We start from the raw sequence: 25,883 nt of genomic DNA on the forward strand, positions 1-25,883 counted from the left end.
GTGTCATATTCGATTTGTTTGCTCAAATAACCCCCACAACGTTTATTTAACGGCCTAAATCCTAGCTATTACTGTCAGATTTCCACATTAATGATGGAGCGGCGCTAACGTTAAAAACGCATTATTCACGCAAAAATGTTCCCTTTCTATTGAAATGTCAGTTCATAAACGCGTTTATTTACCTGTACCATGGTAAAAAATAAGCCTTATTTATTGAATCAGCCATGGCAAATAACAATATTTACAGAAATATAACTACCCTATAGATATTTGCCACGCTATATAGAAGGAAAGTAACTTGCCTTTACGTACTTACAAATCAATAGCACCTACGTTAGGTGAACGCTGTTATGTTGACGAGTCTTCTGTTATTGCAGGGGATGTCATTCTGGATGATGACGCCAGCATTTGGCCATTAGTTGCAGCAAGAGGGGATGTCAATCACATACGCATAGGTAAGCGCAGTAATGTGCAAGACGGAACGGTCTTGCACGTAACAAGAAAGTCAGCTCAAAACCCCAATGGCTTTCCGCTTATTATCGGCGAAGATGTTACCGTTGGTCATAAATGTATGTTACATGGCTGCGAATTAGGTAATCGTATATTAGTTGGTATGGGCGCCATTATTATGGACGGTGTTATTGTAGAAGATGATGTCTTTATTGGAGCTGGTACATTGGTGCCGCCGAATAAGCAATTAGAGAGCGGCTATCTTTATGTTGGTAACCCAATGCAGAAGAAGCGCCCATTAAAAGAAAGTGAAATAGCCTTCCTAAAACAATCAGCAGTTAATTATGTCCTATTAAAAGACGAATATTTAACACAAGAAGATAGCAGCAATTAATGCGCTGCTATTTTCTCGCCATCACTTACTGTTAATTTGAGTTAACTCTGGTTAATAGATTGTCTAACGTATTCCACTACACTTTTTGTATTGGGTTTTACCCCTGTCCATATAGTGAAAGCAGCTGCGGCTTGTTCTACTAACATGCCGAGTCCGTCTATACATTGAGGTACACCCATTTTAGATGCACTCTGCATGAAGGGTGTAGGCGAGTTTTTATAAACCATGTCATATACAGCAGCACATTCGCTTAAAAGTGTTGCATTAACTTCACACGGTAAAGTGCCATGTAAACTTGTAGCCGTAGAATTAATAATAATGTTTGGCTTTGTGCTTTTCACCTCATCCAAGCTCACTACATTGATGTTACTGCTATGCGTGCTTTCACCGGCCACTTGTTGAGCGCGCTCAAGGGTTCTATTAGCAATAGTCAGTGTTGTAATGCCTGCATCGAACAAAGGAGAAATAACACCACGCGCTGCACCACCAGCACCAAGTAACAACACGCGTTGGTTATTCAACTTAACCCCATTATTAAGTAAATCATTCACCAACCCAACGCCATCGGTGTTAAAACCTTTAAGCGTTCCATCGTCACTTAACATTATTGTATTTACTGCTTTTGCGTCTTTCGCAGCTTGATCGTCAACCTTAGCCAATTCAAAAGCATCTAGCTTGAACGGCATAGTGACATTGCAACCCAGCGCACCTTCCTGTGCGAAAAACGCCTTAGCAGCTTCTTTAAATCCATCTTCAGGTGCGAGGATTTTTTCATAAGAAATCACTTGTCCAGTTTGTTCAGCAAACATTTGATGTATGGTTGGTGATAAACTCTGGGCAATAGGATTTCCAAATACGGCGAATTTTTTCATGGGAATACGAGACTTATTTAAGACAAAACAAAAAAGCGTTAACGATGCTACGCAGGGTACACCATATTATCGATTAGGTGGAGAGGAGAAAGTTCGCGATCTAGCCAATGCATTCTATGACGTAATGGAGAGTGATCCTATCGCATCAGAATTACTCAAAATACATCCACAACCGCTAGACAGAATTCGTCATGTGTTCTTTTTGTATTTGAGTTTGTGGCTAGGTGGGCCTGATGATTTTCAAAAGCAATTTGGACACCCACGCCTTCGTGCTAGGCACTTACCTTTTACCGTTACGCCTGCACTTAAAGATCAGTGGATGTATTGCATGCGTAAAGCCATGTTTAAAACCGTAGAGGACATCGCATTAGCGCAGCAACTGTTAGCGGCACTAGACCAACTTGCCGAGCATATGATTAATTCAAAATAAAAAGGCGCGCCGATAAGAAAATCTCATGGCGCGCAAATCCCCTATTTTACGCTCTATTGGCGTATAAGTAGTGCAATTGTGAAATTGTGGTTGAGTTCGTACCAGTTAGAAGGTGTAACCTACTGATAACGTGTAAACCCAAGGATCTATATCAATACTGTTAACTTTTCCATCTGCTTCACCTACTTTGAACGATGCTTCAGTCTCGATATCGATAAAACGTACAGACGCATTTACGTGCCACTTCTTATCAATTTGATAGTCCATACCAACTTGCGCAGACAAACCGAATGAATTATCAAGTGATAGATCACTTAGGCCCGCATTGCTGTTTGCACCAGTGAATGATTCATCAAAGAAAATAGTGTAGTTAATACCCGCACCAACATAAGGCTGAAAAGCTGAACTTGCGTCATTAAAGTAATAGTTCGCAGTTAGTGTAGGTGGTAGATGAGTTACTTCACCTAAACGGTTACCTGTACCTAGTGGATCAGCGACAGAAAAGTTAACATCGTGCTTGAATGGCGTTGCCGCGAGTAATTCGATATTAATATTATCAGTAACAAAATACGCTACGTTTAGGCCTAGTTGAGTATTGTTATCAACAGTAAGAGCAACACCTAAATCCGCGCCGCCGGCAAGAATATTAGAAGAAGACTCATCTGGTGCAACAGTAGTTAAGCCACCACGTACAATCCAGTCACCTTGCTGGTGAGCTGCTGCTAGTGGAGAAACGGCCGCAAGGGCAAGACAAATAGCTGAAAGAGTATATTTACGCATAGTGTGTGTCTCGTGTGTTTAACTAAGATGACGCCACTGTACGCCTTTGGCCTTGTAAAACGTTGATCCAGCGCAAAGTTCCCAAGTAACTAGATGACCGTTGGTATTACTCATTGATGTAGATCAAAAAGAAACGCCGCTGTAATGAAATGTGCTTCATTAAGTGCGGCGTTTTAATTGAGGATGTTGAACTTAGAGGTAAGTATTTTGTTTTCTAAAACATTTCAATTACACACCGAAACGCCCTAGCCTATAGCTTTTTTACCAAGGTAATGGCTTGAGCCAATCTGATAATTTAGCCTCTGCGCTACCCGGCGCAGGTGTGTAGCAATATTCCCAACGCGCTAGCGGCGGCATAGACATCAATATCGACTCTGTACGCCCGCCGGTTTGCAGACCGAACAAGGTGCCGCGATCGAACACCAAATTAAACTCTACATAACGACCACGACGATATAGCTGAAAATCTCGCTCTCGTTCACCGTATGGCGTTTGTTTACGCTTTTCGACAATCGGAACATAAGCATCTATATAACCGTTGCCCACTGCTTGCATGAATGCAAATGATTGCTCGAATCCCCACTCATTCAAATCATCAAAAAATAAACCGCCAACGCCGCGAGTTTCATTTCTGTGTTTTAAGAAGAAGTAGTCATCGCACCACTTTTTGTATTTTGGATAAACGTCATCACCAAATGGTTTACACAGTTTCTTTGCCGTTTCATGCCAATGTACAACGTCATCTTTAAAAGGGTAAAAAGGTGTAAGGTCGAAGCCTCCACCAAACCACCAAATAGGTGCTTCACCTTCTTTTTCAGCAATAAAAAAGCGCACATTAGCATGCGATGTGGGTATATACGGGTTGTGTGGGTGAATAACCAAAGAAACACCCATTGCCTGGAAATTACGCCCAGCCAGTTCCGGTCTATTGGCCGTTGCCGATGCAGGCATTTGAGAACCAAATACGTGTGAGAAGTTTACACCGCCCTGTTCTATTACACCGCCATTTTTTAGCACTCGCGAACGACCACCGCCGCCTTCTTCCCGTTGCCAAGAATCTTCTACAAACTGCCCTTTACCGTCGGCCAACTCGAGGGTTTGACATATCTTATCTTGTAGATTCAACAGATAGGCTTTTACCTGCTCAATGACTTCCATGGCATTTTTTCCATCCAACAACTCTTGAGACATCATGCTCTAATTACCTCTGCTGTATCACCATCACGTATCGTACTGGGCTTATCTGCCCCACCAACTTCACCATCAACGTAAACAACAGAGTCAGCAAATACAGCTTTAGCTTCTTCAATTGTTTTTGCGGGCGCTTGCCCTGTCAGGTTAGCACTGGTAGAAACAAGAGGTTTGTTCAACTTGTTACACAGCGCTACCACAACAGGGTGATTCGTTACTCTTACCGCGATTTTATCATGCTTGCCTGTTATCCAACGTGGTGCAGTGGCCGACTTAGGCAGTAACCACGTGTTAGGACCGGGCCAACTAGAAAAAATATCAGTGCGTCTATCTGGACGAATGGCGTTGTCGTTAACATAGGGAAGTAACTGACTGTAGTTCGCTGCTATTAAGATAACGCCTTTCTCAACTGCGCGCTGCTTTACATCAAGTAACAGGTTAACCGCAGCTTCATTATCAGGATCACAACCAATCCCCATAACCGCCTCTGTGGGATAAACCAATAACTTTCCTTCTTCAAACGCGGTAACAATTGGGTCGACGTCTGCTGAATTGACATCATTAGGGGTAAAGGTTTTTACATCCCCATTTTGGAAATCAGACATTGCTATTCAATCTCTACGTAAAGGTTATTTTTTATAACTACAAGCAGGTTGTGGGCACTGCAATTGCCCCTTTTTATCGATTAGTACTCCCCAACCACATTCTGGGCAGCGTTCATTAACTGGCGTGAAATTTAGCACATAACGACATTGCGGATAATGATTACAAGCGAAAAACTGCTTACCATATTTGTTGGTACGAGAAATCAAATGCCCTTTTTTGCACTTAGGGCAATCTACCAAGGTGTCTTCTTGCTGCTTAATAGGTGCAATGTAATGGCAGTTTGGAAAGTTTGTGCAACCGATAAACATGCCAAAGCGCCCCTTTTTAATAGCAAGCTCTGACGCACATTCTGGACATGCCACGCCTTCTAGGGTTTTAAGCAGTGTTGTTTGATTATCGTGAAGTGGCTTACTAAAGTGACAATCGGGATATCCGGTGCATCCGATAAAGGGGCCAGATTTACTGTTCTTGATATGTAGTGGTTTCCCGCACTCTGGGCAATCACCAAAATTGTCATCAAGTGCATGCTCATGGGCGGAAAATAATGAGTGATCTATTTTGGACATAATAACCTTAAGTACACAGCGTTGGCGCTGTGTACTTAGTAAGCGTAAAGAACATTACGAGGTGCGCTGGTGTAACGAGCTGAACTTCTGTTGTTCATTAGGCCCTCATACACTAATGCAAGACACCATCGGGCTCTTCAAAGAGCAAGTCTTCCATTTGTGCATAGGCCTTTTCTTTACCTGGCACGTTAAACAGCACCATTAACACAACCCATTTCAAGTCTTCTAAGCAAAACTCATTTGAGTCAATTTCCATAACGCGGTCAATCACCATTTCTCGCGTTGAAGCATCAAGAACATTAACTTGCTCTAAGAACATTAAGAAACCACGACACTCTACATCTAAGCGCATTTGCTCTTCGTGCGTATAAATACGACTTAAGCTTGTGCTGATGCCCTTACAGAAGTAAGGTTTAATGTCGGTTTCTTGCAGTGCAGCAAGCTTCTCTAACCATGCGAGGGCTTTGTATATTTCATCGTGATGAAAACCGGCGCGAACAAGCTCTTCGGTTAACTCATCTTGGTCAACGCGAATTTCAGTTTCACTGTGAATGAAGTTTTCGAACAGATACATGAGGATATCGAACATATTATTTTCCCCTCAATTTAACGTAGCCACCTGGGACAGCGGCCACTAAACCACGCAATTCATATTCTAATAATGATGCCATAACTTCAGATACCGTTTTGGCATTGCGCTGGGCTATAACATCAATAGCGGTGATGTCATAATCCACACTAGCTAATAATTTATCGGTTGCCAAGCTATTCACTTTACTTTTTTCGTCTTCATCGCCTACTTCTATTAATAATTGCTGCGGGCGAATAGCAATTTCATCGAATATGTCATTTGCATTTGTGACTAACTTGGCACCTTGCTGAATTAACCAATGACATCCTTCAGAATACGCATGGAATATACTTCCAGGCACTGCAAATACTTCTTTGCCTAGATCTGCGGCCAAATTGGCAGTTATCAAGGTGCCACTGCGAATTTTTGCTTCTACAACTAGCGTTCCAAGCGTCAGCGCAGCAATAATGCGATTTCGTCTTGGAAAGTGCCACTGCTTTGGTCCCTGCCCGGGAAAGAACTCGGAAACACACAACCCGCCATCGCTAACAATTTCGTTTAGTAGCAGACTGTTTTTTGCAGGATAAACCTTGTCAGGGCCTGTCCCCACTACTGCTATGGTTTTCCCCACGCCTTCTAGGCCCCCTTTGTGTGCAGCGCTATCAATTCCCATCGCAAGCCCACTTGTAATTGTGATGCCATTAACCGAGAGGTCCCTCGCAAGAGACTGTGCTATTTGCTTTCCTTGATGACTTGCCCTTCGACTTCCAACAATCGCAATTTGATGACTATTTAATAGAGTAGGATCACCAAGACCAAAGAGCACCAATGGTGGGTTTTGTAATTGCTTTAGCGCACTGGGGTAGTGAGGTGACTCTATGGTGATTAAACAACGTCCAGATTCACTTTTTAGCCATTGCATTGCTTTTTCAACAAGCGATGTACTCACTTGCTGAAATAATGTTGAGACTTCACTGGTGTGGTGCTGAGACGAGTTAGTTAACTGCTCTGGTGAAAGTGTTAGCGTAGACAGTACGTTCAACCAATGTTTTGTCGCAACACGCTGCGCTGAAGCAAGTGATAACCAAGCAATGTCATTAGCACTATATGTAGAGGAAAGTGTAGATTTGAAAGTAGGCATTACCGCTCCTTGGTGTAAGCGGCAATAGGACTAAGTTAAGGCTTAGCGACAATAAAACCGCGTTTTATTCCTTGATTTGCTCGCGTAATCAACCCATAACTGACTGCGTTGAAGCTTTTAAAAATAACAACCTCACCCACTTTTAGTGCCGGTTGTGCCAATGCGTCATTGAACCATTGACCACCAGCTCTTACGCCAGGTTCGTTTACATAGCGCGGTGCGTCATCATCAATAATGGCAGGCCCCTGAACATAGAGCCCCATCACCGTGCCGGGTGTTATATCAGTACTGCCTAAATCGACAATGACCACATCGTATTTACCCAGCAATTCATGGTCGTGAAGATCACCAACCACTGTGCCATGTTGCTGCGAAGCCGCTTTTAATTCAAAACTTTGAGGGTGTTCAAAGCCACCTTCTAACAACCTGTCGCCACGTTTCGCTTCTTGATTAGCTTCATCAATATATAACAACATGGTTTCATCAGATTGCCCTTCAGGTATTACAGAAGCGTTAGACACATGAGTTAGCTGTACACCTAACACATCGTTATTGAGGTTAGTGATCGTAGCGTGCTTTCTAACAACACGGTACTGACTATTGGTACTGAATTTTTGCTGCCCAAGCACCAATTCATCTGAAGCAAATCGAACATTACCATCTTGGTTGCCAAGTAACTTTGGCAGCGCTTCGAATTGCTGCTGGTCAATAAATGTGTGCTGCTTAATAAAAGGCGCAATGGTTTCCCACGCAAGTACATCGATAGCAGATTGCTTGATACGTTTGTGTGTTGTTGGAGAGAGCGTCATTGACGGCTTATCTCGTTGCACCGTTAAAGTAGGTTTGCCGTTGGTATACCCCACAATGATAACGTCACCAGGATAAATAAGGTGTGGGTTATCAATTTGTGTATTGGTGCGCCAAAGTTCAGGCCACAACCAAGGCTCATTTAAGAACACACTGGCTATTCCCCACAGTGTGTCACCTTTTTGTACCGTGTAGGTTTTAGGCGCGTCATCCTTTAATTGAAAAGAAAAAGAAGGAAATGCCCAAAATGCACATATGGCTAATATTACAATTCGACATGTGTTGTTTAATCGCTTTTTCAAATTAACCACCTGCAAAATAATCACTGCCATTTACTGTTGCTTTTTCATACAATAGCACCATATCGGCATTAACTCGTATAGTTATAGGCTATCGGCAAAAAACTACGCGATTGCCCCTGATATACGTTAGAATAGTAACTTAATAAGCACTGTAAAGTGTGCTGGTAATTAGATCGTATATGAATTTATACAGCGAAAAGGTGAAGTAAGCGAGAAATGGCAATTTTAGACGTATTAAGTTTTCCAGATGAACGCCTGCGTACAGTTGCAAAACCTGTATCAGAAGTTAACGACGAAATTAAACAGCTTGTGTCAGACATGTTTGAAACCATGAAAGACGAAAACGGCATTGGCCTTGCTGCAACGCAAGTAGACCGTCACGTACAAGTTGTTGTGATGGACGTGTCGGAAGACCAAAACGAGCCACGCGTATTTATTAACCCTGAAATTACGCATAAAAACGGCTCGACTATCAGCGAAGAAGGTTGCCTTTCCGTTCCAGGTAACTACGCAAAAGTAGAACGTGCTGAGTCTATCACGGTAAAAGCATTGAACGAACATGGCGAGACGTTTGAATTGGAAGCAGAAGGTTTATTGGCCATATGTATCCAACATGAACTCGACCATCTGAAGGGCAAACTGTTTATTGATTACCTTTCTCCGTTAAAGCGTCAACGCATTCGCAAGAAGCTTGAGAAAGAAGCACGTTTAGCCGCCAAAGCGTAAGGAATACCGTGACAACCCCATTAAAAGTAATTTTTGCCGGTACTCCGGATTTCGCTGCTCAACATTTGTTGGCGTTATTAGAGAGCAAGCACGATGTAGTGGCTGTATATACACAGCCCGATCGCCCAGCTGGTCGCGGTAAAAAGTTAACCGCTAGCCCAGTTAAATCGTTGGCATTAGAACATGCCATTCCCGTTTACCAGCCCGAATCACTTAGGCAACAAGAGGCACAAGATGCTTTGTTTGCTATTGAAGCTGACATTATGGTTGTTGTGGCCTACGGCCTGATACTACCCACACCGGTGTTGTCTGCACCTTCGCGAGGTTGCATTAACGTTCACGGCTCTATTTTACCAAAATGGCGTGGTGCAGCGCCTATTCAACGCGCCATTTGGGCAGGTGATGCTGAAACAGGCGTTACCATTATGCAAATGGACGAAGGCTTGGATACCGGCGATATGCTTCACATTGCCACACTCCCTATAGAGAAAGACGATACTAGTGCTACGCTTTACACCAAATTAGCTGAGCTTGGACCTAAGGCGCTGGTTAATGTATTAGACAATATAGACAGTTATACACCAGAGAAACAAGACGACGCACTGGCCACTTACGCGAAAAAGTTATCAAAAGAAGAAGCGTTAATTAATTGGCAAGACGATGCAGCGCAAATAGAGCGAAATATTCGAGCCTTTAACCCGTGGCCAGTAGCGTGGATGCGAATTGACGATCAGAACGTCAAAGTATGGTCTGCGAGTGTAACTACCTGTGATAGAGCTGTGGCTCCTGGCACAGTAATAAGCGCCAATAAAGAAGGTATTACTATTGCAACAGGACAAGGCGCGTTGTGCATCACGTCACTACAAATTCCGGGTAAAAAAGCACTTCCTGCAGCAGATGTTATCAATGCCCGTCAATCTTGGTTTGAAGTAGGCCGTTGCCTTGCAGAAGTGAATGCATAGATGTGACCCCATATAAGTGAACGCAGAGTGAAACCATTTCCCCTACCAAAACAAAAAACCTGCGTGCGGACTGCGCGTGGGTGATTTATCAAATACTAGAACAAGGCAAGTCTTCACGAGAATGTCTTGAACGTGTTCAGCGCAGACATAACCCGCGAGATAATGCGTGGCTGCAAGAGATGTCTCTTGGCGTAATGCGTCGCCTTCCTACTTTACAAACCTGGCTTCGCACCTTGTTAGACCGTCCATTGAAAGGGAATAAAAAGGTTATTGAGCACCTTATATTGCTAGGTCTCTATCAATTGAGTTTCTCTCGCGTAAGCCAACATGCCGCGGTTGGGGAAACCGTCGCCGCAGCCCCCTATTTGGGCGGTGCGGGTTTAAAGGGGTTGGTGAATGCCGTTTTACGCAACTTTCAGCGCGATGGTCTGGCAGAGCAGCCTATCAACGACCCAATAATTAATAGCGGTCTTCCTAAATGGCTATACAAAGCGGTAGATGAAGCCTATGGCTTTGATGCTAATGCAGTGCGTGAAGCAACCAATGGCATGGCGCCAATTTGGCTAAGAGTAAATACGCAGCAAACCAGTGTCGACAACTACAAGCAAGCGCTAGATAGCGTAAATGTTAGCTATGCGTTGAGTGAAGCGCACCCTGAAGCGATTATTTTAGAAAAACGTGAAGACATTACAGCGCTGCCGGGTTTTGAAAATGGCGAGTTTGCTGTTCAGGATGGCGCAGCGCAACTAGCTGCTCATTATCTTCAAGCTAAACCCAATGAACGTATTCTAGATTGCTGCGCAGCACCAGGCGGTAAGACCGGTCATATTGCCGAGCTAACACCGAAGCTATCTTACCTACTTGCATTAGACATGGACGCAGGCAGGCTGAAGCGTGTGGAAGAAAACATGGCTCGCCTAAAGCATACCGTCGATATCAAACAAGGGGACGCTGCAAACCCCAGTACTTGGTGGGATGGTAAGTTATTTGACAGAATTTTGCTTGATGCACCCTGTTCAGCAACGGGTGTTATTCGCAGACACCCAGACATTCGCTGGTTGCGCAAAGCAAGTGACATTACCAATCTAGTCACCCTACAACGTCAAATTCTAGATGCACTGTGGGCATTGTTAGCGCCCGGTGGCACATTGCTGTATGCCACCTGCTCTATATTGCCCCAAGAGAACAAACTGCAAATACAGCAGTTTTTGAAAGATACGCCAGAGGCAAGCTTACTCCCTCTTATAAAAACAGAAACTGTAGACAATCCAGGTCGCCAAATTCTACCTAGTGAGCAACAAATGGATGGTTTCTATTATGCGAGGCTGGTAAAGTCAAAAAGCTAATATCAGAGTGGAGCAACCCTCTAGTTAGTTTTAGAACAAGCGCTTAAATAGCGTGTTGATGTATAGCAATAAGAATCGCAAGGCTAAATAATAACGATGAAAATCATCATATTGGGCGCCGGCCAAGTGGGTGGCACATTGGCTGAAAACTTGGTAGGAGAAAATAACGAAATAACCGTTATTGACTCTGACGCCGGTATTCTACGCAATCTTCAAGACCGACTAGATCTTCAAGTGGTAACGGGCGTAGGCTCGCATCCCGATGTTCTTAGAAAAGCAGGTGCAGAAGACGCTGACATGCTCATTGCTGTAACAAACAGTGATGAAAGTAATATGCTGGCCTGTCAGGTTGCCTATAGTTTATTTAAAACACCTACAAAAATTGCCCGTGTTCGTTCAGAACAATACATCATCTATCAAGAGCAACTCTACAAGCAGCAAGATATTCCCGTTGATCATATCATTGCGCCAGAACAGTTAGTCACCAAGGCGATTAAGCGACTTATTGATTACCCCGGTGCATTGCAAGTGGTTGAATTCGCCGAAGGTAAGGCCAGCCTAGTAGCCGTTAAAGCCTATTACGGTGGTTTGCTGGTGGGCCATGCGCTGTCAGCGTTGAAAGATCACATGCCCAATGTAGAAACTCGGGTAGCCGCTATTTATCGACGTGGCCGCCCTATCCGCCCTCTTGGAACTACGGTTATTGAAGCTGATGACGAAGTGTTTTTCATCGCTGCAACTAAACACATTCGCGCCGTAATGAGCGAACTACAAAAGCTAGAATCTAGTTATAAGCGCATTATGATCGCAGGCGGCGGCTTAATAGGGGCGGGTCTCGCCAAGCAGCTTGAACACAACCATAATGTAAAGCTGATTGAATACAGCCCCGAGCGAGCGAAGTACTTGTCTGCGCATTTGGATAAAACCATTGTATTTAGCGGTGATGCGTCTGATCCAGAGCTATTAAGCGAAGAGAACGTCGAACAAGTAGACGCATTTATTGCGGTAACCAATGACGACGAAGCTAACATTATGTCGGCTATGCTGGCCAAACGCATGGGTGCACAAAAAGCCATGGTGCTAATACAGCGCAGTGCTTATGTCGACTTAGTGCAAGGTGGCGAGATTGATATCGCGTTTTCACCTCAGCAAGCCACGATTTCAGCACTACTCACCCACGTACGCCGTGGAGATATTGTTAACGTATATTCACTGCGACGTGGTGCTGCTGAGGCTATTGAAGCTATTGCCCATGGTGACGAGAACACATCAAAAGTGGTGGGCAAACAAATTGGCGATATCAAGTTACCACCAGGTACAACGATTGGTGCGATAGTGCGCGATGACCAAGTTATCATTGCTCACAGTGACACTAAAATTGAAGCCAACGATCACGTTATTTTGTTTTTGGTTGATAAGAAATACATCAACGATGTTGAAAAGCTCTTCCAACCTAGCGCATTCTTTTTTATGTAATTAATGTTTATATAGTTATTGGGTTTAAAAACCTTAACTACGCCAGAATGTAGGTGAAAACAGTACCAAAAGAGAAAAGACTTCTAATCGTCCAAAGACCATTGCAACCACTAAGAGCCATTTACCAGAGTCAGTTACGTCTGCGTAGTTTGCAGCTACGCTACCCAAACCAGGCCCTAAATTGTTCAGCATGGCTGCTGTTGCAGTAAATGCACTTAAATTATCTAGCCCTGTTGCAATTAGTCCTATCATAATGACAACAAATACCACAGCATAGGCAGAGAAGAACCCCCCATACTGCTTCAACCACTCTATCTGGCATGGCTCTATCGCCAAACTTAACGCTATATACCGCTTTGGGGTGGATAAGCCTGTCAACTTCGCGCTTACCTTGTAAGAACAATAAACACACCCTAACTACTTTCAAGCCACCACCCGTTGAGCTTGCACAGCCACCTATGAAGCTAGAGAAAATCAACATTATTGGAAGGAATGTAGGCCATACGGAAAAGTCAGTGGTGGCAAAGCCCGCCGTAGTGCTAATAGACACGGCTTGGATCATCGCTTGATCAAGCGCCTGCTCTGCAGACGTGTAATACCCAGATAGTGTGAGTACAAAAAAGCAGATGCCAATAAGCGACGCTTGAATGATAAAGAATGCTTTGAATTCTGGATCGTAAAAATACCCGCGCAGCGAACGAGAACTCACTGCTGCGTAGTGAAGTGAAAAGTTAAGTGCAGCTATAAGTAAGAATACCGTACAAACCACATTCACCATCGGGCTATTAAAATACCCTAGGCTAGCATCGTGATTGGAGAACCCACCAATTGCTACCGTCGAGAATGCATGACATATCGCGTCAAACACATTCATTCCAGCAAGCCAATAGGCACCGGCACAAGCGATAGTGATAGACAAATAGATGTACCACAAATGTTTAGCAGTATCGGCAATACGGGGCGTCATTTTGTTGTCTTTAACCGGGCCCGGAGTTTCAGCGCGGTATAGCTGCATTCCCCCAACACCAAGTATGGGAAGAATGGCTACCGCGAGAACAATGATACCCATGCCACCTAGCCATTGAAGTTGCTGACGATAAAATTGAACCGAGTGGGGTAAGAAGTCTATACCCTCTATGACAGTAGCCCCTGTTGTTGTAAGCCCAGAGAAGGATTCAAAAAAAGCGTCGGTTACCGACATACTTGGCTGTTCTAACAGAATAAGAGGAATCGCACCCACACTAGCCAGTACAGACCAAAATAGTGCAACAATTAAGAAGCCTTCTCGCGCACGTAAGTCTTGCTTTTCTTGTCTATTCGGATACCACAATGCCATACCACCAATAACACACAGCACAAATGCCATGGTAAAGGGAAGTCCACTACCGTCTTGGTATATCAACGACACAACTGCTGGTGGGATCATTGTGACGCTAAACAGCGCAATGAGCAGCCCTAGAATTCGTATGATGGCGCGGTAGTGCATAATGGGTTATGCCTTTGTTTTTATAATAGCAATTGGGTTTGTTTCAGGAATTTGATTATAGGACCATACCGCATGAGGGGAAACCTTTGTTTCCCCTCATTATGTATGAATAACCGCAATGTTTGGGATTATTTCATCGCCAATACGGTTTGAACCATTTTGCTGATGCTTTTGTGCGCCTCAGAAATACTGGTGGCCAACATGTATGCGGGAGTTGTAACAAGTTTGACTTCATTGTCTATGACAACATCATCAACCGCACAGTTAACATGGGATGCACCTAATGCATTAACGCCTTCAGCAGTAGCCTGGTCATTCCCAATAGTTAGCTTAACGTTATTACCATATACCTTAGCGGCAAGTACTGGTGCGATACACGCATATGCAGCTGGCTTTCTCGCTTTAGCAAAGCGCTGGCAAACATCTAACAAGTCGTCATTAAATGCACATTCACTGCCATCAACAGCAAAGGTGCACAAGTTTTTTGCAGCGCCAAAACCGCCCGGAAGAATGAGCGCGTCAAAAGCGTCTACATTGCATTCTGTCAGCGGTTTTATATCACCTCGCGCAATACGCGCAGATTCCACAAGAACGTTGCGCGACTCACCCTCAGACACCTCACCTGTTAAATGATTAACCACATGTAGTTGTTCAACGTCTGGTGCAAAACATTGATACTTCGCTCCTTCTAATTCAATGGCAAGTAAGGTTAAAACTGCTTCATGAAGCTCTGCGCCATCGAAAACACCACTTCCACTTAAAATTACCGCTACTTGTTTCATTTTACCCTCCTAGGCGTTATGCCATCTACTTATGCGAAAACTGGCTATAAAACACACAGCATTTAAAAAAAACGTTCTTAATAATACATGTATAAATTGTAAATGATTATGCTACATTAAATGACCAACTTGGTTAAGCCTGTTATAAAAGCACACTAAGTTATCCACATAAAGAGAAAAGCCTTGTAGTAGGTGTATAGAAAACACACCTTGTCTTTATCCCCTTATTTTTCTTGATCTCAAGTGAGATCGTTAAGTCGATCACGATTTTATCGATCTTGTGCTTGGTTCAATTAGATCACAAAGTTATCCACAGTGTATTACTGAGTAAAAATCTCAGCATTGGTTCGTCTCAATGTGGCGATCTAACGCGGGCTGTGGCATCCTTGCGCACATATTTTATCGTGGAAATTTGTTCTGTATGCCTGATTCTAAAAAGCCGCCATTTATTCTTGTTGATGGATCGTCCTATTTATTTAGAGCGTTTCATGGTTTGCCTCCTTTAACCAATTCAAAAGGGCAAGACACTGGGGCGATCTACGGTGTTGTGAACATGCTTAAGAGTTTAATTAAGCAATATAACCCTACACACATGGCTGTAATTTTTGATGCAAAAGGCAAAACATTTCGCGACGATATTTATCAAGAGTATAAAGCGAATCGCCCACCAATGCCGGAAGAACTCAGAAGCCAAATTGAGCCGCTTCACGCCATTATAAAAGCAATGGGGCTACCGGTAATTGTTGAATCGGGGGTAGAAGCCGACGACGTTATTGGCACGCTCGCGACTCACGCCACTGCAAAAGGTATAGAGACCGTTATCAGTACTGGCGATAAAGACATGGCTCAGCTGGTAAATGAACACGTTACTTTAATCAATACCATGACAAACCAAGTCATGGATATCGAAGGTGTAAAAACGAAATTCGGTATTCCACCTGAATTGGTTATCGACTTCCTCGCACTTAAGGGAGATAAAGTCGACAACATCCCTGGCGTTCCTGGCGTAGGTGATAAAAGTGCGCAAGCGCTTCTCAATGGAATTGGTGGAATTGATGCTATCTATGACAACCTGGATAAAATTGCGGATCTTTCATTTAGAGGCAGTAAAACCATGGCTGCTAAAATGCAAGAATATGAAGAGCAAGCCCGCCTTTCTTACACACTAGCCACGATTAGCATCGACCTAGAATTAGATTACGACGTAGAAGCACTGATGCCTTCAAAGGCAGATAATGAACAACTTCGCGATCTTTTTGCAGAGTACGAATTCAAGCGTTGGCATACTGAAGTTAGCGCACAGCTAGGCATTGAAAGTACGGGCAGTGAGCATAACGCCACGAAAAATAGTGAGCAATCCTCATCGACAGTAGACAATACTGACAGTAGCGATGACAAAACACAGTCTGAAAGTATTGCTATTGATAAGTCGAACTATGAAACTGTACTTGATGAAGCACGTTTTAAAGAATGGATCAGCGCGCTTGAAAGCGCTGCTCTCTTCGCTTTTGATACAGAAACCACCAGCCTTGATTACATGGATGCTGAACTTGTTGGCGTTTCATTTTGCATAGAAGCAGGTAAAGCAGCTTATGTTCCTGTTGCGCATGATTACCCTGATGCACCAGTACAGCTATCTCGCGACTACGTTTTAGACGCACTTAAGCCAATACTCGAATCCAACGATGCGATAAAGGTTGGACAACACATTAAGTACGACAAAAACGTACTTGCCAACTACGGTATTACACTTAATGGCATTGGTTTTGACACCATGCTTGAGAGTTATGTATTAAATAGTACGGCTCAGCGCCATGACATGGACTCGCTGGCACTTGCTTATTTGGGTCACAAAACTATCCATTTTGAAGAAATTGCCGGCAAAGGTGCTAAGCAGTTAACGTTTAACCAAATCGCTTTAGAAGAGGCAGGCCCTTATGCTGCGGAAGACGCAGATATAACGCTTCGCCTTCATCAGGCCATTTGGGAAAAGTTGAGTGAGATACCAGAACTCAAACGCTTATTAATTGATGTTGAAGTACCCCTTGCTTGCGTGTTGTCACGTATGGAGCAAGAAGGTGTACTCATCGATAGTCAAAAGCTAAGACAGCAGAGCCAAGATTTAGCAACGCGTATTGCTGAACTAGAAAAAGAAGTGCATGAAGAAGCTGGAGAGCCTTTTAACTTGGGCTCTACTAAGCAGTTACAGCACATTCTATTTGAAAAAATGTCACTTCCGGTCATTAAGAAAACGCCAAAAGGTGCCCCTTCTACATCTGAAGATGTGCTTCAAGAACTCGCTTTAGAATACCCACTTCCACAAAAGATTATGGAATACCGTGGTTTAACTAAGCTAAAAAACACCTACACCGATAAGCTGCCTAAGATGATAAACCATCGTACGGGTCGCGTTCACACTTCGTATCATCAAGCCGTAACCGCGACGGGCCGTTTGTCGTCCACCGATCCAAACCTTCAGAATATTCCTATTCGCAATGAAGAAGGTCGTCGTGTTCGACAAGCCTTTGTTCCGCGCGAAGGTAATAGAATTGTAGCAGCCGATTATTCTCAAATTGAACTTAGAATAATGGCGCATTTATCGGGTGACAAAGGCTTACTTGATGCATTCGCGCAAGGTAAAGATATTCACAAAGCAACCGCTGCCGAGGTATTTGGGGTTCCCTTGTCAGAAGTTACCACTGAACAACGCAGAAGTGCTAAAGCCATTAACTTTGGCCTTATTTACGGCATGAGTGCATTTGGATTGTCTAAGCAGTTGAACATTCCGCGTAATGAAGCGCAAAAGTACATGGATTTATATTTTGAGCGCTACCCTGGTGTTTTAACCTATATGAATTCAACCCGCGAAGGCGCAAAAGAAAAAGGCTATGTTGAAACTGTATTTGGTCGACGTTTGTATTTACCAGACATCAAAGCCAGTAATGGTGCCCGCAGGAAAGGCGCAGAGCGAGCAGCAATTAATGCTCCTATGCAAGGTACGGCAGCTGACATCATAAAAATGGCTATGATTAAGGTTGATGATTGGATACATAACAACGCTTCTGACGAAGTAACTATGATGATGCAAGTACACGATGAACTCGTGTTTGAAATAAAACAAGATAAAGTCGACACCCATATTGCTACGATTAAATCACTGATGGAACGTGCTGCGACCCTTCATGTACCTCTAGAGGTTGAAGTAGGTGTAGGTGAAAACTGGGATGAAGCACACTAAGAAAGTGTCACTGCATTTAGTAATTAGATTACAGGTTTTTTAATAATTTATGTAGAAAACCGGTGAATTTTGGTAATTAAATTACAGCTTACTCTTGCCTTTTTCATGCGTTGTTGTAATATTACGCATGTAGGGTACAGAGGTGAGAAAGCTGTTTTCAAACCTTTGCTTTAACCCCGACAGTTTTGTCGGGGTTTTTTTATGCTTAAAGAAAATAAACAATTGATAAAAATCAATGAGTTAAAAATAAAATCAATTTTTATTTACTTTTTGTTGAACTTCCCTGCCTCAGCGTACTCTTACTATCGGTTTTTATGTGTTTTCTCTCAGTTTACGCCCCGCTATTGCGGGGCGTTCTTTTATCTGCTGAAAAGATAATGCCGTTATTCGCTCAATGTCAGCTTAGTCATTCCCTTCTTCGTTTGTCGCATCATCAATTGAATCAGCATCTTCATCGGCTTTATGTAAACCAAACCACCCATTAAGAACGTGTTCTAACTCTGGTAAACCATGCTTATTTAGTGATGAAAAGGTTTGTACTGTTACATCACCCATAAACGCAAGAGCCGCTTCTCTTGCCATCAGTAATTGAGCCTTTCGCTTCCCAGATTTAAATTTATCTGCTTTGGTCAAAAGTGCTAACACAGGAATGTTTGAGTCGACTGCCCACTGAATAAGATCTTGGTCAATATCTTTAAACGGATGACGAATGTCCATTAAAACAACTAACCCTTTTAGCGATTTCCGTTTTTGTAGATACTCGCCAAGTGATGCCTGCCATTTTTTCTTCATTGCAATAGGCACTTTTGCAAAGCCATAGCCTGGCAAATCGACAAGACGCAAATCCTCTTCCAGCTCAAAGACATTAATAAGCTGTGTCCGGCCTGGTGTTTTACTGGTACGCGCCAAGTTTTTTTGACGTGTTAGTGTATTTAACGCACTGGATTTCCCTGCGTTTGAGCGGCCAGCAAACGCCACTTCTATTCCGGTGTCATTCTTTAAGTGACGAATATCTGGTGCACTAGTAAAGAATTTTGCTTTGGTGTAATACGACATCTAGACTAATCTCCACATGCGTCACAACCTTGGGTTTACAGTTTTTTAATAAATAAACCAACTAAAACCATAGTTTTATCATGGAATAGGTTTTTCTGACGCGTTAAATGTGTAAAATACGCATGATATCACGTATATCACGCGAGCCGTTGGATCCATTTAAGAGATTTATTATGAAAAAATTGTGTTTGTTGGTATGTATGTCTTTAGGTTTAACCGCAACTGCTATGGCAGAAGGCGATGCCGAGGCTGGTAAAGCAAAGTCTGCAGTATGTGCAGCCTGTCATGGCCCTGATGGCAACAGCATGATTGATATGAACCCTAAAATTGCAGGCCAGCACGAAAAGTATCTGGTTAAGCAACTTACTGAATTTAAGCTAGCATCACAAACTGGTGGTGAAGAAGGCCGTAACAACGCTGTGATGAATGGCATGGCTGCGCCACTTTCAGAGCAAGACATTAAAGATTTAGCGGCTTACTTCTCAAGCCAAGAGCAAAAATCAGGTGAAACACCTGAGCAATACGTAGAAGCGGGTCGTGCTTTGTACCAAGGTGGTGATGAGTCTCGTGGTGTTACTGCATGTATCGCTTGTCACGGCCCGAAAGGTGACGGTATGGGTCTAGCAGGATTCCCTGATATCAGTGGACAACACGCTACATACACTGCGGCGCAATTGAAAGCATTCCGTTCTGGCCAGCGTCACAATGATATGAACGGCATGATGCGCGATATCGCAATGAAATTAACAGACGAAGACATTGAAATTTTATCTCAATATATCGCGGGCTTACATTAATAAACGCCGTTTTTAGGCCCTATTGTTAATTTTTTGTTATCAAAAAAGTTGTATTTTAAAAATATTCGTGTAATCTAACGGCGTAGTTTGTAGGTGCCTTTGAAAATCTACAAGCTGAATAACAAGAATAATAATAAAAATACAGCATGGAAGACAGGATAAAGTGCCACGAGGGCCAAAAACAACAATAGCGCTCTGCCAACAATAAAAATAAGGGGAGCACAGCTAGGGAAGCCATCTACACATAGATGTGTATAACGGGAGAGGTGTCATCTGACACTCATTCAATGTAAGGTGATGGTGTAAGCCATCACCTTTTTTCTTTTTGGGATATGGCCTGTTACTATCCCACTTCACCATCCTCAACGTAACTTTCATTATGCACTGCCCTCTTTGCCTTAACACCGAAGCTATTAGCGAATACCACAGCGACAAAAAACGCGATTACTTACATTGTGGAGAGTGTGATCTCGTATTTGTGTCGCCTGAGTATTTGCCTCTACCGCAAAGGGAAAAGCAAGAATACGATTTACACGAGAATGATTTTGAAGACGAAGGTTATAGAAAGTTTTTGGGAAAGGTTTTAACCCCACTTTCACAATTCATATCGCAACGTGGTAAATCTCGTTTAAATGGACTCGACTTTGGCTGTGGCCCAGCACCTGTGCTTGCACATATGCTTACAGAAGAAGGTGTAGAGATGTCTGTATTCGATCCCTTCTTTGCCAATAATACAGAGGTATTGAGTCATCGCTATGACCTTATCACTTGTACAGAGGCAATCGAACACTTCCATACTCCACATAGAGAATGGTCGTTGTTTAACCGCATGCTTAAGGATGGCGGTGTTATAGCCATCATGACAAAACGGCACCTCGACAAAGCACGATTTGCTAATTGGCATTACAAGAATGACATTACGCATGTTTGCTTTTTTAGTGAAGCAACCTTTCGTTACTTGGCAAACAAAGAAAACTACGATGTATCATTTCCAACCAATGATGTCGTTTTGTTGAAGAAGGTTTAGCTAATTCGCGCTATAATAGCGCTGTTTTTTACTCATTATTGTTATTTGGAAACTATGGGACGTTCAAAGAAAACTCGTAAAGTAGGCCTTATTGGCGTTCGTAAGGACCCAGACTTTAAGCCAAGTGAAAACCGCAAGTCGGATACCCCTCGCCCTAAGAAGCAAAAGGGCAAACCAGCGGGTAGCCGCCACAACGTTGAACAGAAAAAGGTGTCAGCTAAGAAAGGCACCGTAAATAAAGATCCGCGTCACGGTAGCAAAAAGCCTATCCAACTAGTTAAGGCAGTAACACCGACTCCTGAACAAAAGAAAAAGTATGCTACGCCAGCGCAAGAACTCGCAGCGTTAGAAGCAGATCAGCGCTTGTCTGATTTACTCGACAAACTGGATAACGACCAGTCATTGTCTCGTGAGCAACAAGCTTATGTTGATGAAAAGATGGCACGCCACCGCATTCTTTGTGATCTACTTGGTATTGTAGAGGACGATGACGAAGATGATGATATCGATCCATTTGCCGACTTAGATGCTATTAACATAAACGACTTTAAAGACTAAAAAGACATAGGACTAGGTTATGCTTTGGGCAGTACTTTCAGGCATTGCATTACTGATCATTATTGGCTTAGGTTTTTATGCTGGTAAGTTGCTTTTCCTTTTGAAGCAGCAAAAAGCACAACAAGAAGCCACGCGTAACGGACGTGTAAAGAGTATCTCAGAGAGTATTGCATTAATTGCAAAGGCCATGGAGCAACAACAGTGCGAGCTTTCTGAGGGTGTCATTCGTATAGTCAACTTGTTAAACGCGTTACCCCTGGTAGAGCCGCCTAACTACAAAGCGCAGTATCCACATATTCATAGCCTATTCATTGAAGTAAGTGGCTTTGCTATCTTAGAGGCACGTCAAAAGCTAACGAAAGTAGAGAGACGTAAACAAGATCTGGCTCGAGAGCAAATTGAATCTGAGTACGAGTCAAAGGTACTTGCCGAGCTTCCTGCTTTACAAGCTTATTGCGAGACGTTGGTTTAATATTCAAGCGTGTATTTAAAAGCTGTCATTGAACCATTTTGGTTGTGGCAGCTTTTTTGTTTTTTACAATTAGAGCGCTTTTCCCTTGTTAACTTTGAAGTTACTTAATTGCTGCTTTACACGCTTTTTCATAACAATGACATCCCACTTCGTGGTCGTTTACCATACCGACCGCTTGCATAAATGCATAACAAATGGTTTCACCCACAAAGTTAAAACCGTACTTCTTTAGCGCCTTTGACATAGCTTTAGATGCTTCTGTAGACGTAGGCGCCTCTGTATAGTGTTGCCATTGGTTTACTGTGGTTTTACCTTGAGTAAATTGCCAAATATACTCGCTAAAAGGTTGTGATTTTTCGATTTCCAAAAACCCTTTTGCATTGCGAATAATTGACTCAATCTTTAGCTTGTTTCTAACAATCCCCTTGTTTTGCATAAGACGTGAAATATCGTCTTCGGTCATCTCAACAATTTTCACAGGGTCGAACTGATGAAAAGCGTTTTCGTAGTTTTGTTGTTTCTTTAAAATGGTTATCCAAGATAAGCCGGCTTGTTGACCATCAAGACATAGTTTCGCAAATAGCGCCTGACTATTCGTCTCAGGAATTCCCCACTCATTGTCGTGGTAAGCTTGATATATAGGGTCATTTCCAACCCACCCACATCGATTTAGTTGATCTGGCACCATAAAATCGCTATTCCTTCTTGTATTAACCACTATTCGTGACGTTTTTTCACCCTTTACACCTACATACTATGCCCCACAAATTGTATACTATCCCACCTTTATTTTAGTCAGATAACTAATAAGCAGCGGATGTATGCAGAAATACGATATTAAGACCTTTCAAGGGTTGATCCTTGCGCTTCAAGATTATTGGGCGCGTCAGGGCTGCGTTATTATTCAGCCTCTGGATATGGAAGTGGGTGCAGGTACATTCCACCCAATGACATTTCTACGTTCTTTAGGTCCAGAGCCAATGAGTAGCGCCTATGTTCAACCATGTCGTCGACCAACAGATGGTCGTTACGGCGAAAACCCAAATCGCTTACAACATTACTATCAATTCCAAGTAATGCTTAAGCCATCTCCTGACAATATTCAGGAATTGTATTTGGGCTCTTTGAAAGAATTAGGTTTCGATCCGCTTGTTCATGACATTCGTTTTGTAGAAGACAACTGGGAATCCCCTACTCTTGGTGCTTGGGGACTTGGTTGGGAAGTATGGTTAAACGGCATGGAAGTAACTCAGTTCACTTACTTTCAGCAAGTTGGCGGTCTTGAATGTAAGCCTGTTACAGGTGAAATCACTTATGGTCTTGAACGTTTGGCTATGTATGTTCAAGGCGTAGATAGTATCTATGACCTAGTTTGGACCGATGGCCCAATGGGTAAAGTTACCTACCGTGATGTGTTTCATCAAAATGAAGTTGAACAATCTACGTATAACTTCGAACATGCCAACGTTGAAGCTTTGTTTAGAACCTTCGACGAATGTGAAGCAGAAAGCCAAAAGCTTATCGAAAACAACCTTCCACTTCCTGCCTATGAGCAGGTGATGAAGGCCTCACACGCATTTAACTTGCTTGATGCTCGTCATGCTATCTCAGTGACTGAACGCCAGCGCTATATTCTTCGCGTTCGAACGCTGGCCAAAGCATGTGCAGAGAGCTATTACCAAGCACGTGAAGCACTAGGCTTCCCGCTATGTAACAAGGAGGCATAAGCGTGCGTACAGAAAATTGTTTAGTTGAATTAGGTACTGAAGAGTTACCACCAAAAGCGCTTAAATCTTTGGGTGAAGCCTTCGCCACACAGTTTGAAGCTGCGCTAACGCAAGCTGATATAAGTTTCGACTCAGTAAGCTGGTTTGCAGCACCACGTCGTCTTGCGGTTTATGTATCAGCATTAGCGGAAGGGCAAGCAGACAAAGTAGTAGAGAAGCGCGGCCCTGCAGTTTCAGCTGCCTTCGACGCAGACGGTAATCCAACAAAGGCAGCACAAGGTTGGGCTAGAGGTAATGGCATTGAGGTTTCAGACGCAGAGCGCCTGGTAACCGATAAAGGCGAGTGGCTTTTACATAAAGCCCATGTTCCAGGTAAAACTATTGCCGAATTACTAGAAGACTTAATCAATCAAGCAGTCAGTAAACTGCCAATTCCTAAGCCAATGCGTTGGGGAAACTACACAACTCAGTTTATTCGACCAGTACATACACTGTGTGTGCTTTATGGCAGTGAAGTGGTTAACGTTTCTGTACTTGGCCTTGCAAGCGGGCGTACAGTTCAGGGCCATCGCTTCCATGGCGAAGCTCGCTTTGAGCTAGATCATGCAGACAACTATGCAGCGGCACTTGAGCAGCAATACGTATTAGCTGACTTTGAAGCGCGTAAAGATAAAGTTCGTCAGCAACTAGAAGACGCAGCAAAAGGCCTGTCTTTAACACCAGATTACAGCGAAGACTTGTTAGAAGAGATCGCATCATTAGTAGAGTGGCCAGTTGTACTTCAGGCAGGTTTTGATAAGGCGTTTTTGGATGTTCCAAAAGAAGCGCTTATTTATACCATGAAGGATGACCAAAAATATGTTCCTTTACTTGATGCAGACGGCAATTTGTCGAATACGTTCTTGTTTGTAAGTAACATAGAAAGCCAAGATGCGTCACAGGTAATATCAGGGAACGAAAAAGTAATACGCCCTCGCCTAGCGGATGCTGAGTTCTTCTTTAATAGCGATAAAAAGGCGACGCTAGAAAGCCGTTTAGAAAGCCTTGAATCAGTATTGTTTCAAAAGCAACTTGGTACGCTAAAAGAAAAATCTGAGCGTATATCAGCCCTTGCCGGTTTTATCGCAACGCAAATAAACGCTAATGAAACACAGGCAGCGCGTGCTGGGTTACTTGCCAAAACTGACTTAATGTCAAACATGGTAATGGAGTTCCCTGATGTGCAAGGTGTTATGGGTAAATACTATGCCTTGAACGACGGTGAAGAAGCACCTGTTGCCGAAGCGCTTTATGAACAGTATATGCCACGCTTTGCTGGTGACGCTTTGCCAAGTTCAGGTGTAAGTGCATCGGTAGCGCTTGCTGATAAGCTAGACACGCTTGTGGGTATATTTGGAATTGGCCAATTACCTAAAGGCGATAAAGATCCGTTTGCACTTCGTCGTGCCGCTATTGGGGTACTTCGAATCATTACAGAACTGTCGTTGCCGCTTGATTTAAATACATTGGTAGCAAAAGCAGCTGAGGTTTATGGTGACAAATTATCAAACCAAGATGCGCAGTCACAGGTTGTTGATTTTGTACTAGGTCGTTTTACCGCTTTACTTCAAGATCAAAACATTGCTATTGATGTTATTCAGGCTGTAGCAGCGCGTCGTCCAACAATGCCAGCTGATTATTTAGCCCGTGTTAACGCGGTAGCTGCATTTAAAGCGTTAGATGAATCTGAGGCCCTTGCAGCAGCGAATAAGCGTGTAGCTAACATTCTGGCAAAGCAAAACGTTGCAGAAACAAATGAAGTAAGTATTTCAGTTGATTTATTAACTGAAGATGCTGAAAAAGCACTGTATACCGCCCTTGAAGCAGCACAAAAACAAGTTAATGAAGCCTTGGTATCACAAGATTATCAACGCATATTAACTACACTGGCTACTCTTCGAGAAGTGATTGATGCTTTCTTTGACAACGTCATGGTAATGGCGGAAGACGAAGCTGTTAAACAAAACAGACTTGCGTTGTTATCACTTTTAAGGCAACTTTTCCTAACAACCGCAGATATATCAATTCTGGCGAAGTCTTAGGGTTATAATTAACGTAGCTAATGCCACGTCGTAATTAAA

The 25,883-nt window shown here is 43.1% G+C and carries 24 protein-coding genes and 1 pseudogene; 13 read left to right on the plus strand and 12 right to left on the minus strand.

Annotated elements, in window-relative coordinates:
* Positions 1-298: 298 nt before the first annotated feature.
* Positions 299-844, plus strand: a complete 546-nt coding sequence (locus EYR97_RS18410) for a gamma carbonic anhydrase family protein (protein ID WP_131095230.1) — start codon at positions 299-301, stop codon at positions 842-844.
* Between the two features lie 41 nt (positions 845-885).
* On the opposite strand, the gene aroE is transcribed toward EYR97_RS18410, so the two are convergent.
* Positions 886-1,716 carry a shikimate dehydrogenase gene (aroE, locus tag EYR97_RS18415; protein ID WP_131095231.1) on the minus strand — a complete coding sequence of 277 codons (831 nt, stop codon included), beginning with the start codon at positions 1,714-1,716 and terminating at the stop codon, positions 886-888.
* Between aroE and EYR97_RS18420 the strand changes: the two genes are divergently transcribed.
* The gene (locus EYR97_RS18420; RefSeq protein ID WP_131095232.1) at positions 1,715-2,146 is read left to right on the plus strand and encodes a group II truncated hemoglobin; all 432 of its coding nucleotides are present in this window, start codon (positions 1,715-1,717) and stop codon (positions 2,144-2,146) included. The genes aroE and EYR97_RS18420 overlap by 2 nt on opposite strands.
* Positions 2,147-2,251: 105 nt before the next feature.
* On the opposite strand, the gene EYR97_RS18425 is transcribed toward EYR97_RS18420, so the two are convergent.
* From EYR97_RS18425 to EYR97_RS18455, 7 genes are all read right to left on the minus strand, one after another.
* A complete protein-coding gene (locus EYR97_RS18425; protein ID WP_131095233.1) occupies positions 2,252-2,926 on the minus strand; it encodes an OmpW family outer membrane protein in 675 nt (224 codons plus the stop codon).
* Between the two features lie 261 nt (positions 2,927-3,187).
* Complete coding sequence (gene hemF, locus EYR97_RS18430) at positions 3,188-4,120, minus strand: oxygen-dependent coproporphyrinogen oxidase (protein WP_131095234.1); 933 nt, start codon at positions 4,118-4,120, stop codon at positions 3,188-3,190.
* Entirely contained in the window at positions 4,117-4,722 is a 606-nt protein-coding gene (locus EYR97_RS18435; protein ID WP_131095235.1) for a Sua5/YciO/YrdC/YwlC family protein, read from the minus strand. Before EYR97_RS18435 ends, hemF begins: the two co-directional genes overlap by 4 nt.
* A 24-nt stretch (positions 4,723-4,746) precedes the next feature.
* A complete protein-coding gene (locus EYR97_RS18440; RefSeq protein ID WP_131095236.1) occupies positions 4,747-5,289 on the minus strand; it encodes a type I DNA topoisomerase in 543 nt (180 codons plus the stop codon).
* 112 nt (positions 5,290-5,401) lie between these two features.
* Positions 5,402-5,878 carry a DUF494 family protein gene (locus EYR97_RS18445; protein ID WP_014947732.1) on the minus strand — a complete coding sequence of 159 codons (477 nt, stop codon included), beginning with the start codon at positions 5,876-5,878 and terminating at the stop codon, positions 5,402-5,404.
* A gap of 1 nt (position 5,879) precedes the next feature.
* A complete protein-coding gene (gene dprA, locus EYR97_RS18450; RefSeq protein WP_131095237.1) occupies positions 5,880-7,001 on the minus strand; it encodes a DNA-processing protein DprA in 1,122 nt (373 codons plus the stop codon).
* A 35-nt stretch (positions 7,002-7,036) separates the two neighbouring features.
* Positions 7,037-8,140, minus strand: a complete 1,104-nt coding sequence (locus tag EYR97_RS18455; protein WP_242635120.1) for a LysM peptidoglycan-binding domain-containing protein — start codon at positions 8,138-8,140, stop codon at positions 7,037-7,039.
* Between the two features lie 186 nt (positions 8,141-8,326).
* Between EYR97_RS18455 and def the strand changes: the two genes are divergently transcribed.
* From def to trkA, 4 genes are all read left to right on the plus strand, one after another.
* Positions 8,327-8,836: a peptide deformylase gene (gene def / locus EYR97_RS18460; RefSeq protein ID WP_131095238.1), complete on the plus strand. Its 510-nt coding sequence runs from the start codon at positions 8,327-8,329 to the stop codon at positions 8,834-8,836.
* Between the two features lie 8 nt (positions 8,837-8,844).
* Positions 8,845-9,798 (plus strand): methionyl-tRNA formyltransferase, encoded by a 954-nt coding sequence (fmt, locus tag EYR97_RS18465; protein ID WP_131095239.1) that lies wholly within the window; start codon positions 8,845-8,847, stop codon positions 9,796-9,798.
* Positions 9,799-9,878: 80 nt separating this feature from the next.
* On the plus strand, positions 9,879-11,144 hold the full coding sequence (gene rsmB / locus EYR97_RS18470; RefSeq protein WP_242635121.1) for a 16S rRNA (cytosine(967)-C(5))-methyltransferase RsmB: 1,266 nt from the start codon (positions 9,879-9,881) through the stop codon (positions 11,142-11,144).
* 96 nt (positions 11,145-11,240) lie between these two features.
* Positions 11,241-12,620, plus strand: a complete 1,380-nt coding sequence (gene trkA, locus EYR97_RS18475; RefSeq protein ID WP_131095241.1) for a Trk system potassium transporter TrkA — start codon at positions 11,241-11,243, stop codon at positions 12,618-12,620.
* Between the two features lie 33 nt (positions 12,621-12,653).
* Here the strand turns inward: trkA and EYR97_RS18480 are convergent.
* Positions 12,654-14,106 (minus strand): annotated as a pseudogene (locus EYR97_RS18480) (TrkH family potassium uptake protein).
* A gap of 128 nt (positions 14,107-14,234) precedes the next feature.
* Positions 14,235-14,888, minus strand: a complete 654-nt coding sequence (gene elbB, locus EYR97_RS18485) for an isoprenoid biosynthesis glyoxalase ElbB (protein ID WP_131095242.1) — start codon at positions 14,886-14,888, stop codon at positions 14,235-14,237.
* A gap of 421 nt (positions 14,889-15,309) precedes the next feature.
* Between elbB and polA the strand changes: the two genes are divergently transcribed.
* On the plus strand, positions 15,310-18,126 hold the full coding sequence (gene polA / locus EYR97_RS18490; RefSeq protein ID WP_131095243.1) for a DNA polymerase I: 2,817 nt from the start codon (positions 15,310-15,312) through the stop codon (positions 18,124-18,126).
* A gap of 402 nt (positions 18,127-18,528) precedes the next feature.
* Here the strand turns inward: polA and yihA are convergent, their stop codons facing one another.
* Positions 18,529-19,182, minus strand: a complete 654-nt coding sequence (gene yihA, locus EYR97_RS18495) for a ribosome biogenesis GTP-binding protein YihA/YsxC (protein WP_131095244.1) — start codon at positions 19,180-19,182, stop codon at positions 18,529-18,531.
* 173 nt (positions 19,183-19,355) lie between these two features.
* On the opposite strand from yihA, the gene EYR97_RS18500 reads away from it, so the two are divergent.
* The 4 genes from EYR97_RS18500 (at position 19,356) to EYR97_RS18515 (ending at position 22,036) form a co-directional block, all read left to right on the plus strand.
* Entirely contained in the window at positions 19,356-19,979 is a 624-nt protein-coding gene (locus tag EYR97_RS18500; protein WP_131095245.1) for a cytochrome c, read from the plus strand.
* A gap of 379 nt (positions 19,980-20,358) precedes the next feature.
* Positions 20,359-21,006, plus strand: coding sequence for a class I SAM-dependent methyltransferase (locus EYR97_RS18505; RefSeq protein ID WP_131095246.1), 648 nt, complete (start codon positions 20,359-20,361; stop codon positions 21,004-21,006).
* A gap of 54 nt (positions 21,007-21,060) precedes the next feature.
* Entirely contained in the window at positions 21,061-21,564 is a 504-nt protein-coding gene (gene yihI, locus EYR97_RS18510; RefSeq protein ID WP_131095247.1) for a Der GTPase-activating protein YihI, read from the plus strand.
* A gap of 19 nt (positions 21,565-21,583) precedes the next feature.
* On the plus strand, positions 21,584-22,036 hold the full coding sequence (locus tag EYR97_RS18515; RefSeq protein WP_131095248.1) for a DUF2489 domain-containing protein: 453 nt from the start codon (positions 21,584-21,586) through the stop codon (positions 22,034-22,036).
* Between the two features lie 100 nt (positions 22,037-22,136).
* Here EYR97_RS18515 and EYR97_RS18520 read toward each other — a convergent pair whose 3' ends face one another.
* Positions 22,137-22,724 carry a DNA-3-methyladenine glycosylase I gene (locus EYR97_RS18520; protein WP_131095249.1) on the minus strand — a complete coding sequence of 196 codons (588 nt, stop codon included), beginning with the start codon at positions 22,722-22,724 and terminating at the stop codon, positions 22,137-22,139.
* 133 nt (positions 22,725-22,857) lie between these two features.
* On the opposite strand from EYR97_RS18520, the gene glyQ reads away from it, so the two are divergent.
* Entirely contained in the window at positions 22,858-23,763 is a 906-nt protein-coding gene (glyQ, locus tag EYR97_RS18525) for a glycine--tRNA ligase subunit alpha (protein ID WP_131095250.1), read from the plus strand.
* 2 nt (positions 23,764-23,765) lie between these two features.
* Positions 23,766-25,844, plus strand: a complete 2,079-nt coding sequence (gene glyS / locus EYR97_RS18530) for a glycine--tRNA ligase subunit beta (RefSeq protein WP_131095251.1) — start codon at positions 23,766-23,768, stop codon at positions 25,842-25,844.
* Positions 25,845-25,883: the final 39 nt, after the last annotated feature.

The sequence above is a fragment of the Alteromonas sp. KUL42 genome (genome assembly GCF_006538325.1).
Classification (GTDB): domain Bacteria; phylum Pseudomonadota; class Gammaproteobacteria; order Enterobacterales; family Alteromonadaceae; genus Alteromonas.